The following is an 11,821-nucleotide window of genomic DNA, read 5'->3' on the forward strand; positions in this document are numbered from 1 at the left end:
CCAAGCGGGTTGAACAGGCCAAACGGAAGGCAGGACGGTTGTGGGCAGATGTGGTGCGTCAGAATCTACCGTGTCTGCAGCGGTCATCCGGGACGCCGATCCATCAAGCGTTGTCGGCGCTTCGGGATTTTGGTTGGGTGTAAAAAAATGGAATACAATATCATCACTTCAAGATGAGGGATGAGAGTCCAAAAGCGCTTACGATATCAATTCCTGAAAATGGTTCGCTAACTAGTGATTGACAACACCCGTAGTGAACCGAAAAAATGTTCTCCACAAAGTCTTGACTGACTCTTTTTCTTTTTGCCCTTTGTTAGTGAAAAGAAAATCTTGTATAATCGGAACATGTAACATACATACGAAAGAAGGATGGAGCATGATTAAAACGTTAAAGCTCACTCCCCTGCAATTGTTAGCTTGCATGTTTCTTTTTCTCGTCGTTGTCGGCGGGGTATTGTTGAAGCTGCCGATTGCAACAGAGAAGGAAATCAGCTGGATTGATGCGTTTTTTTTATCGACATCCGCAGCAACGGTGACTGGCTTAGCGCCGATTGATCCTAGCTCTACATTTACCGTATTTGGAGAAGTTGTTTTAATGGTGCTTATTCAAGTTGGCGGACTTGGGATTATGACATTTGCGGTACTCGTTGTTATTGTGCTTGGAAAAAAATCGGGATGAAGCAGCGCATGTTGATGCAAGAGGCGTTAAACCAACCGTCGCTCGGTGGCGTCATTCGTTTGGCGCGCAATTTACTGTTTTTTTCTTTATTTATGGAGTTTGTCGGCGCAGCGCTGCTGGCAGTCGATTGGGTTCCGAAAATGGGTTGGGCGCAAGGGTTATATTATAGCCTTTTTCACACAATTGCATCGTTCAATAATGCCGGGTTTGCGTTATGGCCTGATAATTTATCGCGCTTCGTCGGAGATCCGATCGTCAATGTGACGGTCACGTCATTAATTATCATCGGCGGGCTCGGTTTTACTGTCGTATTTGACGTATTGTACCAACGCCGTTGGAGAAAGTTATCTCTCCATACGAAGTTGATGTTAGTCATGACGCTTGTTGTGAACATTGTGGCGATCATTGCCTTCTTCCTATTCGAACATAACAACCCAAAAACGCTCGGTTCCCTTTCGCTTCGTGAGCAACTATGGGCATCATATTTTCAAGGCATTACGCCGAGAACAGCAGGATTTAATACGATCGATATCGGTTCGCTTGAACAGCCAACAGCGATGCTTATGATTTTCCTTATGTTTATTGGAGCGGGAAGCACGTCGACAGGCGGAGGTATTAAACTGACAACGTTTGCGGTCATTATTTTTGCGGTGATAAGTTTTTTAAAAGGAAAAGAAGAAACGGTCGTTTGGATGAGAGCGATTCGCCATACGATTATTTTACGGGCATTGGCTATTGCGTCTATGAGCATGTTGTTTATTTTTGTTGTGACAATGATATTGACGCTTACAGAAAATGCTTCACTTCTTGCGCTTTTATTTGAAGTTGTATCCGCATTTGGTACAGTTGGCCTTTCGATGAATATGACATCGCATTTATCAGCGATCGGGAAAGTGCTCATTATTTGCGTCATGTTGTTTGGGAAATTAGGTCCGTTAACGCTCGTATATTCGATTGCGAAGCCGAAAAAAACAAATATTCGTTATCCGAGTGGCGATATATTGACAGGATGAAAAAAGCGAGGGAGGCTCCCTCGCTTTTATTGTGCAGGTTCTTGCGGCATAATTAAAATTTCGACCCGTCGGTTTTTCGCGCGTCCTTCAGGTGTAGCATTTGAGGCGATTGGTTTAAACTCCCCGTACCCTTTTGCGCTAAATAACTGCGGGTTTAGCCTTGTATTTTCAAGCAATAGTTTCATAAAGTTGACGGCGCGCATAACGCTTAATTCCCAGTTCGAAGCAAATTTCGCATTGTTGATCGGCACGTTGTCTGTATGTCCGCTAATGACGATATTGCGCGGTGGATTCATGACAAGCAAGTTCGATATTTTTTTTGCGACATCGCGATATTGTGGCTTAATATCAGCGCTCCCTGAGTCGAATAACACATCGTTCGCAATCGTTACAAGCAATCCTTCTTCTGTCATCGCGACAGACAATTCTCTACTTAGTTGACTCGTTTTGACGTATTCGTTAAATTTACTTTGAATCTTTTTTAATTCCTCGTATTCTTCTTTTGAAATTTTGACATACGGTTTTTGATTTGGCGAATCTTTAATGACCGAATCCATTTCTTCTCGTTCAATGGGACTTAAATATTGCAGCGCTCCCGTACCACCTGTGAATACGCTATTAAACGCACGTGCAATTTCCATAAATTTTTTTGAGTCAATTTGACTACTTGCGAATAAAACGATAAATAGCGCAAGCAACAACGTTAATAAGTCGGCGTACGGAATTAGCCAGCTTTCATCGACATGTTCCTCATGATGATGTTTTTTATGCTTTTTCGCCATTATTTTGAGCTCCTTGTCCTAAAAGTTTTTGACGTTCGCTCATCGGTAAATAAGATGCTAATTTTTGTTCAATCGCCCGCGGTGCTTGTCCTTCAATGATTGAAAGCACGCCTTCAACCATCACTTGTCGCACTTTAATTTCTTCCTTCGATTTGCGTTTTAGCTTGTTCGCAAACGGATGCCAAAGAACGTATCCTGTAAAAATTCCCATGAGCGTCGCAACGAACGCCGCACTAATCGCATGACCAAGACGTTCAATATCGGACATATCTTGAAGGGCAGCGATCAATCCGACGACGGCACCAAGTACCCCAAGCGTCGGAGCATACGTTCCTGCCTGCGTAAAAATCGTTGCATTCGCTAAATGGCGTTCTTCCATCGCTTCAATTTCTTCAGTCATGACATCGCGAATAAATTCTTGTGATTGTCCGTCAATCGCTAAACTTAATCCGTTGCGCAAAAACGGGTCATCGATTTCGGCTACTTTTGCTTCTAACGCTAACAACCCCTCGCGGCGAGCGATGTTTGCCCACTCAACGAACAGCGGAATGAGTTCTTCAATTTTTGGCGTATTTGATTCTTTAAAAATGACTCCGAATAACTTTGGCACTTTCGAAATTTCTTTCGTTGGAAAGGCGATCGTGACGGCGGCCGCTGTCCCTAATAAAATGATTAAAATCGCAGCAGGGTTAATGAGTACAGCCGGGCTTACCCCTTTAAACACCATTCCGACACCGACAGCGATAATGCCAAGAATGAGCCCGATTAAGGACGTACGGTCCATGATATCACCTCTAGTCGTAGAATGAAAAATAAATCCAAGTTTATCATATAACTTATCCGAATGTTTGAAAAGGGAAATTTGTACGAAAAAAACCCTTGAAGTGGGAAACTTCAAGGGTTACATTTTCTTTAATCGGAATGAACCGACCATTAAAAGTGAAAGCGTAAAAATAATAAAAATAAAGACGTAAGGCGGGAAGTAATGAATCGTTAAGTAGCTGAGCGTCAATAAACAACCTGCCGCTGTGATCGGCAAACCGGTAAAATATCCGTTGTTTTCCGTAATGTTAAATCGTGCTAAGCGAAAAGCGCCGCAACCGATATAAAAAATCGTAAAAAATGAGCCGGGTGCGCCAAATTCATGCAATAATCCTTGATAAAGTAATAGTGCAGGTGCTACTCCAAATGATATAATATCACTCATTGAGTCCAATTGTTTCCCTAAGTCAGATTCAATATTCATTTTCCGAGCGACCGTTCCGTCAAAACGATCGGCAAGTGCTGCCAAAAAAATAAACAATACAGATACGTTTAGCTGGCCTTTTACCGCAAATAAAATCGCAAAGCCTCCTAGGCTTAAATTTGTCAACGTCAATACGTTTGCCGTATGCGCTTTAAGTTTTTTGATGGTATGATCAATATAATCAGATAAAAACATACACGTTCACTCCTTTATTAAAATCGTGCCGACCCACTTGCCAAAAATATCACTCGGTTACTAATATTTTATTGATAATAAGCAAACTAGTAAAGGATATTCTTTACTTTAGGAGGGAAAATCGTTGGTTAAATGGCTATATCGCCTATTCATTGAATTGACAAATCATCCTTTCACATCTAAGTGGCTCGCTTCGTTTACGCGCTCAAAATGGAGCCGGTGGGTTATTCCATCTTATGCGAAAGTATATAAAGTCAATGAAGAAGAAATGGAAAAAAAGTTGCACGAATATGAAACGCTTCAACAATTGTTTATCCGTTCGCTAAAAAAAGGACTTCGTCCGATCGATGAACATCCAGATAGTGTCGTAAGTCCTGTCGATGCCGTTATTGAAGATGTCGGCATCATTACAGATAAAAAAGAAATCATCGTCAAAGGAAAAATGTACTCCATTCGTGAGATGCTTGGCGATGATCGGATCGCTGAAAAGTATTTGCATGGAACGTTTATTATTTTGTATTTAAGTCCGAGCCATTATCATCGTATTCATAGCCCAATATGTGGGGAAGTTGTGAAGCAGTGGGAGCTCGGTGGCAAGTCATACCCTGTTAACCGTCTCGGATTGAAATATGGTAAAGATCCGCTTTCTAAAAATTACAGAAGAATTACTGAACTGTGTACAAATGGTATGCATACAGCCATTGTGAAAGTCGGAGCGATGTTTGTCAACAGCATTGAATTAACACATGAACATGACTATGTGAACAAAGGGGAAGAAATCGGATATTTTTCGTTCGGTTCAACCGTTGTGTTATTGTTTGAAAAAGGCGCTTTTACGCTAGATGAACAAATTATTCCGCCACTTGAAGTAAAAATGGGGCAACGTCTCGGCTTTTTTGCGCAAAAGAAAAAGAGCCAGTAACTAAGGGCTCATCACGAAGATTGTTTAATTTTATGGTCCAAATGGCGACGGAAAATTTCACGTTCAATAAGTTGAATAAATTCTTTACTTAATTGTAATTCTTTCGCTTTGTAGTATGACTCAATTAACAAGTCGTCAGGCAAACATTTCATTTTTTTCGCCTCCTCGGTATACATGGAAAGATGTATACATATAATGGTAGGTTTATCTTCACTTTACCATAAATCAAACATAAGAACAATTGTTCTAATTATCCACATTTGTTGGTGGATAAGTTGTGGATTTGTTGTTTATAACGATGAAGAAATGTTGAAAAATGAATGTGGATCATGTGTATAAAGTTATCCACATGATGTGAAAAACGTCGGATTTTGTCGAAAAATTTTACAATTTGTTTATTTATGTAAAAAAGAGAGAAGGAATGAGGACGTATGTTAAAATATTTTTTGCCGAACGAACATGCGAAAAGTATTTTTGAAATTACCCCAGAACATTTAAAACAAAAAGGGATAAAAGGAATTATTACAGATTTAGATAACACGTTAATTGAATGGGATCGTCCGCTTGCGACGCCTGACGTTGTTCGGTGGTTTGAACAAATGAAACAAAGCGGCATTCAAGTTACCGTCGTATCCAATAACAACAAAAAGCGAGTGGAAGCGTTCGCTAAGCCGCTTGGCATTCCGTTCATTTTCGAGGCGCGCAAGCCGTTGACGCGAGCGTTTCAACAAGCGTTGCGCGACATGAAATTGAAAAAAGAAGAAGTTGTCGTCATTGGCGATCAACTTCTTACCGATGTATTCGGTGGCAACCGGCTCGGATTACATACGATTTTAGTCGTTCCTGTTGCGCAAACGGACGGTTTTTTTACTCGGATGAACCGAAACATTGAACGAAAAATTTTAAATATAATGCGAAAAAAAGGTATGATTCATTGGGAGTGATAAAGATGAGTGAACAAATGATTTGCATTGGATGTGGAGTAACGATTCAAACGGAAGATGAAAAGAAAATCGGATATGCGCCCCCTTCAGCGCTAGAGAAAGATCCAATCATTTGCCAACGCTGTTTTCGATTAAAACATTACAACGAAGTGCAAGACGTGTCGTTAACGGATGACGACTTTTTAAACATTTTGCACGGCATCGGACAAGCAGACGGATTAGTCGTGAAAATTGTTGATATTTTTGATTTTAACGGTAGCTGGCTGCCAGGACTACATCGATTTGTCGGGAAAAAAGATGTGCTGCTTGTCGGCAACAAAGTCGATTTATTGCCAAAATCCGTAAAACATGAAAAAGTGACGCAGTGGATGAAACAATCCGCTCGCGAACTCGGTTTGCAGCCGCGCGACGTCTTTTTAGTGAGCGCCAATAAAGGATATGGAATGAAAGAAGCGATGGCAGCGATTGATGAATACCGCAACGGAAAAGACGTGTATGTCGTCGGTTGTACGAACGTTGGGAAATCAACGTTTATTAATCGCATCATTAAAGAAGCAACAGGAAAAGGCAATGTCATTACGACATCGTATTTCCCGGGAACGACGCTTGATATGATTGAAATACCGCTCGATGACGGCTCGGCTCTTTATGATACGCCAGGAATTATTAACCATCATCAAATGGCGCATTTCGTCGATAAAAAAGATTTAAAAGTCATTACGCCAAAGAAAGAAATTAAACCGAAAGTGTATCAATTAAATGAACAACAAACGTTATTTTTCGGAGGGCTGGCTCGGTTAGATTATGTAAGCGGTGGAAGACGTCCATTTGTATGTTATATGTCAAATGAATTGTTTATTCATCGAACGAAGCGTGACCATGCGGATGAGTTGTATGAGAAACATCTTGGGGAATTGTTGCAGCCACCGCGCAAAAGCTATTGCGAGCAATTGCCGCCGCTTGTTGCCCATCATTTCACATTAAAAGAACCGAAAACAGATATTGTTTTTTCGGGGCTCGGTTGGGTGACATGTCATGAACCTGGCGCTCATGTCGTTGCGTATGCGCCAAAAGGTGTCGGTGTCATGTTGCGCAGATCGCTCATTTAACAGAAGAGGGGGAGAGGAACGTGAAGTTATTCGGTCTAATTGGTTGTCCTGTTCATCATTCATTATCACCGCTTATGCATAACGATGCGTTTCAATCGTTACGTATCGATGCGCATTATCATGCGTTTCATGTTGAACCTCACCTGTTAAAAGAGGCGGTGCAAGGGTTAAAAGCGTTACAATGTGCAGGGTTTAATGTGACGATTCCACATAAAACAGCGGTGATGGCGTATATGGATGAACTTGATGAAACGGCAAAACAAATGGGGGCAGTCAATACAGTCGTCAATGAAAATGGGAAATGGATTGGTTATAATACAGATGGTGAAGGGTTTGTCCGAGCGTTATGTGAGCAAATGAACATCGACTTATCGGGTGCGCGCATTTTGCTTGTTGGTGCAGGGGGAGCGGCGCGCGGCATTTATTTTACTCTTTTGAAACATCGTGTCTCTGCCGTTGATGTATGTAATCGTACCGCAGGAAAGGCGGAGACGTTTATTGCAAAACAAACATCTTCTGTTTACTCGCTTGAGGAAGCAGAGGAACGTTTAGGGGAGTATGATATTATTATTAATACAACATCTGTCGGTATGTATCCGAACGTCGATGCGATGCCTATTTCTCTTCAAACGTTAAAAAAAGGAACGATCGTCAGCGATATTATTTACAATCCGCTGATGACAAAATGGCTGCAAGAAGCAAAAGAGAGGGGAGCGCGCGTGCAAAACGGCGTCGGCATGTTCGTCTACCAAGGTGCACTAGCGTTTGAAAAATGGACAGGGATCTTTCCGGATACAAAACGGATGGAAAAAGTTGTAATACAACAGCTAGGAGGAAAAACATGTTAACAGGAAAACAAAAGCGATTTTTACGTTCTTTAGCCCATCATTTAACGCCAATTTTTCAAGTCGGAAAGGGCGGCGTGAACGACAATATGATTAAACAAATTGTTGATGCCCTCGAAGCGAGAGAGCTCATTAAAGTAAGCGTGTTAAAAAACTGCGAAGAGGAAAAAGAAGTGATTGCCGAGCAGCTAGCGAGCGGAGCAGGGGCGGAAGTCGTCCAACTGATCGGTCATACGATTGTGTTATACAAAGAGTCTCGTGAACGAAAGCAAATTGTGTTACCAAAATAGGAGCGATGCAGTGAAAAAAGTAGGCATTTTAGGTGGGACGTTTGATCCGCCTCATTATGGGCATTTATTAATTGCAGATGATGTACGAACGGAATTAAAGCTCGATGAAATATGGTTTATGCCAAACTACATTCCGCCGCATAAAGATAAACAGGTGACCGATCATGTGCATCGCGTCAATATGTTGCGTATGGCGATCGCCAACCAGCCACACTTTCGCGTTGAAACGATTGAATTAGAACGGAAAGAGCGATCGTATACGTACGACACGATCGTTTTGTTGAAAAAAAGACACCCGCATACGGCATTTTACTTCATTATTGGCGGAGATATGGTCGAATATTTGTCGCATTGGTATCGCATTGACGAACTCGTTCAGCTCGTTCAATTTGTCGGTGTAAAACGTCCAGGCTATTCGCTTTTTACGCCGTATCCGATCATCGAAGTGGACGTCCCGACGTTTGCGGTTTCTTCTTCGCTCATTCGCGAACGTATCCAAAACGGAAAAAGCGTGACATATTTGTTGCCAGAAGCGGTTCAATTATATATAAAGGAGAATCGGTTGTATGAAACGTGAAGAAGCGTTAGCTATCGTGCGCAAACAATTAAAAGAACAGCGGTACGTTCATACGGTAGGTGTGATGGAAACAGCTATTGAGCTAGCAAAATTGTACGGAGCTGATGTGCAAAAGGCGGAATTAGCTGCCATTTTTCACGATTACGCAAAATTTCGCACGAAAGAAGAAATGAAGCGCATTATTGTAGAACAACAAATGCCACAAGACTTGTTAGCATATAGTCCGGAATTATGGCATGCGCCTGTTGGGGCATATTTAGTACAAACGGAAGTCGGTATTCAAGATGAAGAAATTTTGCAGGCAATTCGTTATCATACATCTGGGCGACCGAATATGACGTTGCTTGAAAAAATTGTGTATATCGCCGATTATATTGAGCCGAATCGTTCGTTTCCAGGTGTTGATGAAGTGCGAGCGCTAGCGCGAGAACATTTAGATCATGCGCTTTTTCGTGCGCTTCAAAATACGATTCAATTTTTAATGGACAAACGCGAGCCCATTTACCCGGATACGTTTCATACGTATAATGATATAGCAAAAAAATTAAAGGGGGTTTCATCGTGACAGAACGAGATGTTTTACGCATTGCAGTCAAAGCAGCAGATGAAAAAAAGGCAGAAAATATTGTAGCATTAAATATGAAAGGTATTTCGCTCGTTGCCGATTATTTTATGATTTGCCACGGCAATTCAGATAAACAAGTGCAGGCGATTGCGCGTGAAATTAAAGAAAAAGCGGAAGAACATGATGTTGTAGTCAAACGTGTGGAAGGATTTGACGAAGCGCGTTGGATTTTAGTTGATTTAGGAGATGTCGTCGTCCACGTGTTTCATAAAGAAGACCGGGAATATTACAATCTCGAACGGTTATGGGGCGATGCGCCGCTTGAACAAATTGAGAGTGATCTTCGGGCATGACGTACGAACGGTTTGCGAGTTGGTATGATCAATTAATGAGCGATGCCCCATATAATCAATGGTGTGCGCTCGTCGAACGAGCGGTGTCATCTTACCAGACAGGAAAGCGAATGCTTGATCTCGGATGCGGCACAGGAGAGCTTGCCCTTCGTTTAGCTGAAAAAGGATTTGACGTGACAGGTGTTGATGTATCGGAACAAATGTTGGCGATTGCGCAAATGAAAGCACAAGAACGCGGAGTCGATCTTTCGTTTTTTCAGCAAGATATGCGCGATTTTGGTCCGTTTGAGCCGTTTGATACGATCGTCATTTTTTGCGATTCACTCAATTATTTATTGCAGGAAGAAGATGTGGTCGCTACGTTTTCGCGCGTATATGATCAATTGAAGTCAGGTGGATTGTTTTTATTTGACGTTCATTCTTTATTTAAAATAGAGAACGTCTTTTTACAACATGGGACATTTGCGAGCAATGATGATCAAGTGAGCTATATATGGAACTGTTATCCAGGCTCCTGGCCGCATAGCGTCGAACATGAATTGACGTTTTTTGTCCGATTAGACGAAGGGGTATATGAGCGAGTTGATGAAATGCATGTGCAGCGCACGTACGATGTAGATCGATATATCACATGGCTAAAACAAGCAGGATTTCGCTTGTTGCACGTATGGGCAGATTTTACAGAACAACAGCCGACAAATGAAAGCGAGCGCATTTTTTTCATTGCGCAAAAATAACGTCCCAAAAGTGTTTGCTTTTGGGACGTTTTAATTAGCAGGATTTTTTTTATTAATCGCGAATATAATCGATTTGTTGGCGCACCTTTTCTTTTTCTTCGTCAAATTTTTCATGCGTTTTTTGAAAAATATGAACGAACAAGTCCCCGACTTCTTTTTCTAACACGTCAATGCCAGCTCCTGTAATGCCACCTTTGACACATACTTTCTCCTGTAATGTCGGTAGTGTATACAATTGTTTCTCAAGCAAGGCACCTAGTCCGATCATCATTTCTGTCGCTAACATCGTTGCTTGTTCGTTTGTAATGGCCGTTTGCTGTACAGCTGCATCAATAAATTTTTGAATTAAGTAGCTGAAAAAGGCCGGTCCGCAGCTCGTTAAATCAGAAGCGATGCGCGTAATGGGCTCGTCTATGTATATTGGACGAGAAATGCAACGGAATAGCCGTTCAATTGTCGCTCTCTCTTCTTTTGTGCAACGCTCGCTTACGGTAATGAGAGAGCTTCCCGCAAGTGCCCGATTCGTAATACTTGGAATGACGCGAGCAACGCTACACGGCACGAGCGATTCGAGCTGTTGAACGGAAATCGGGCTCGTAATCGACACGATGCAATGATGGTCGGTCAAATGTGGCCGTAATTGTTTTAAAACGGCTGGCATATGTAGCGGCTTTGTGCAAATGAAAATAATCGTTGCATATTTTGCCACTTCTTCGTTCGTTTGTATGACATGGACGTTTGGAAAACGTTGTTGTATGCTGTACGCTTTTTCAAGCGTTCGATTCGTAATAAATAGTTGTTCTTGCTTCACAGCATTGCCGTTAATAAACGATTCAATTAAAATTGTTCCCATGTTTCCTGTTCCGATAAACCCTATATTCAACGGTACTCCCCCCTATCCGTCACCACTATATGTCATATGTATGCGACGATGACACGTTTTATGAAAGGGTGGACGTATGAAGTGGATAAAAACGTATGAGCGTTGGATATATATTGGGGCACTTGTCATTGGAGCGATCATTTGGATGACGCAAAGAGAAGAAACGACGATACAACCGTTGCCTTTTGAACAAAATGAACAACAAGCAGAAAAACAAGAAGAGCAAACGTCTGTTTTTGTCGATGTGAAAGGAGCGGTTAAACGAGCCGGAGTATATGAAGTCGCAGCGACAAGCCGCATTCGGGATGTGATTGAAATGGCAGGGGGATTAACAGAAGAAGCGGATGAAACGAAAATGAATTTGGCGATGAAAGTGCATGATGAAATGGTCATTTACGTGCCGAAAAAAGGCGAAGAAATAAGCGAACTAGCGGACATGCATACGACAGATCAATCAAACGGGAAAGTAAACATTAATACAGCGACGGCAGAGCAATTGCAAACGCTACAAGGCATCGGTCCAGCAAAAGCATCTGCCATTATTGCATATCGCGAAGAGCACGGACCGTTTCAAAAAGTGGAAGATTTGTTGAATGTGAGTGGAATCGGGGGAAAATCGTTTGAGAAAATAAAAGAACAAATTGTCGTGCGTTAAAATTGGCGATAAACTAAAGGCATAAT

Annotated in this window: 15 protein-coding genes and 2 pseudogenes; 12 read left to right on the forward strand and 5 right to left on the reverse strand. The window is 41.8% G+C overall.

Features of this window, described 5'->3' with window-relative positions; genetic code table 11:
* Both LH47_RS15085 and LH47_RS05580 read left to right on the forward strand, forming a co-directional pair.
* Positions 1-143: pseudogene (locus LH47_RS15085) on the forward strand (UPF0236 family protein); the annotation flags it as partial.
* 233 nt (positions 144-376) lie between these two features.
* A pseudogene (locus LH47_RS05580) lies at positions 377-1,692 on the forward strand (TrkH family potassium uptake protein).
* Positions 1,693-1,718: 26 nt separating this feature from the next.
* On the opposite strand, the gene motB reads toward LH47_RS05580, so the two are convergent.
* The 3 genes from motB to pssA all read right to left on the reverse strand — a co-directional run bounded on the left by motB (position 1,719) and on the right by pssA (position 3,915).
* Complete coding sequence (gene motB / locus LH47_RS05585; protein ID WP_043965462.1) at positions 1,719-2,474, reverse strand: flagellar motor protein MotB; 756 nt, start codon at positions 2,472-2,474, stop codon at positions 1,719-1,721.
* Positions 2,458-3,258 carry a flagellar motor stator protein MotA gene (gene motA / locus LH47_RS05590; protein WP_043965464.1) on the reverse strand — a complete coding sequence of 267 codons (801 nt, stop codon included), beginning with the start codon at positions 3,256-3,258 and terminating at the stop codon, positions 2,458-2,460. Before motA ends, motB begins: the two co-directional genes overlap by 17 nt.
* Before the next feature lie 117 nt (positions 3,259-3,375).
* Positions 3,376-3,915, reverse strand: coding sequence for a CDP-diacylglycerol--serine O-phosphatidyltransferase (gene pssA, locus LH47_RS05595; RefSeq protein WP_043965466.1), 540 nt, complete (start codon positions 3,913-3,915; stop codon positions 3,376-3,378).
* 124 nt (positions 3,916-4,039) lie between these two features.
* On the opposite strand from pssA, the gene LH47_RS05600 reads away from it, so the two are divergent.
* Positions 4,040-4,837, forward strand: a complete 798-nt coding sequence (locus tag LH47_RS05600) for a phosphatidylserine decarboxylase (protein WP_043965467.1) — start codon at positions 4,040-4,042, stop codon at positions 4,835-4,837.
* Between the two features lie 11 nt (positions 4,838-4,848).
* On the opposite strand, the gene sda is transcribed toward LH47_RS05600, so the two are convergent.
* The gene (sda, locus tag LH47_RS05605) at positions 4,849-4,989 is read right to left on the reverse strand and encodes a sporulation histidine kinase inhibitor Sda (RefSeq protein ID WP_021095140.1); all 141 of its coding nucleotides are present in this window, start codon (positions 4,987-4,989) and stop codon (positions 4,849-4,851) included.
* Between the two features lie 279 nt (positions 4,990-5,268).
* Between sda and LH47_RS05610 the strand changes: the two genes are divergently transcribed.
* Genes LH47_RS05610 through LH47_RS05645 form a run of 8 tightly spaced genes read left to right on the forward strand, consistent with a single transcriptional unit; the run spans position 5,269 to position 10,257 of the window.
* Complete coding sequence (locus LH47_RS05610; protein WP_043965468.1) at positions 5,269-5,781, forward strand: YqeG family HAD IIIA-type phosphatase; 513 nt, start codon at positions 5,269-5,271, stop codon at positions 5,779-5,781.
* 5 nt (positions 5,782-5,786) lie between these two features.
* Positions 5,787-6,890, forward strand: a complete 1,104-nt coding sequence (yqeH, locus tag LH47_RS05615; RefSeq protein ID WP_043965523.1) for a ribosome biogenesis GTPase YqeH — start codon at positions 5,787-5,789, stop codon at positions 6,888-6,890.
* 20 nt (positions 6,891-6,910) lie between these two features.
* Entirely contained in the window at positions 6,911-7,738 is an 828-nt protein-coding gene (gene aroE, locus LH47_RS05620) for a shikimate dehydrogenase (protein WP_084221258.1), read from the forward strand.
* A complete protein-coding gene (gene yhbY, locus LH47_RS05625) occupies positions 7,732-8,025 on the forward strand; it encodes a ribosome assembly RNA-binding protein YhbY (protein WP_021095136.1) in 294 nt (97 codons plus the stop codon). Before aroE ends, yhbY begins: the two co-directional genes overlap by 7 nt.
* Before the next feature lie 10 nt (positions 8,026-8,035).
* A complete protein-coding gene (locus tag LH47_RS05630; protein ID WP_043965469.1) occupies positions 8,036-8,602 on the forward strand; it encodes a nicotinate-nucleotide adenylyltransferase in 567 nt (188 codons plus the stop codon).
* Entirely contained in the window at positions 8,592-9,167 is a 576-nt protein-coding gene (yqeK, locus tag LH47_RS05635; protein ID WP_009374066.1) for a bis(5'-nucleosyl)-tetraphosphatase (symmetrical) YqeK, read from the forward strand. Before LH47_RS05630 ends, yqeK begins: the two co-directional genes overlap by 11 nt.
* Positions 9,164-9,520: a ribosome silencing factor gene (gene rsfS, locus LH47_RS05640; RefSeq protein WP_043965470.1), complete on the forward strand. Its 357-nt coding sequence runs from the start codon at positions 9,164-9,166 to the stop codon at positions 9,518-9,520. Before yqeK ends, rsfS begins: the two co-directional genes overlap by 4 nt.
* Positions 9,517-10,257: a class I SAM-dependent DNA methyltransferase gene (locus LH47_RS05645; protein ID WP_043965471.1), complete on the forward strand. Its 741-nt coding sequence runs from the start codon at positions 9,517-9,519 to the stop codon at positions 10,255-10,257. Before rsfS ends, LH47_RS05645 begins: the two co-directional genes overlap by 4 nt.
* Before the next feature lie 52 nt (positions 10,258-10,309).
* On the opposite strand, the gene comER is transcribed toward LH47_RS05645, so the two are convergent.
* On the reverse strand, positions 10,310-11,140 hold the full coding sequence (gene comER, locus LH47_RS05650) for a late competence protein ComER (RefSeq protein ID WP_043965473.1): 831 nt from the start codon (positions 11,138-11,140) through the stop codon (positions 10,310-10,312).
* Between the two features lie 76 nt (positions 11,141-11,216).
* Between comER and LH47_RS05655 the strand changes: the two genes are divergently transcribed.
* Entirely contained in the window at positions 11,217-11,795 is a 579-nt protein-coding gene (locus tag LH47_RS05655; RefSeq protein WP_043965475.1) for a helix-hairpin-helix domain-containing protein, read from the forward strand.
* The last annotated feature ends 26 nt before the right edge of the window (positions 11,796-11,821 follow it).

The sequence above is a fragment of the Anoxybacillus thermarum genome (assembly GCF_000836725.1).
Lineage (GTDB): Bacteria > Bacillota > Bacilli > Bacillales > Anoxybacillaceae > Anoxybacillus > Anoxybacillus thermarum.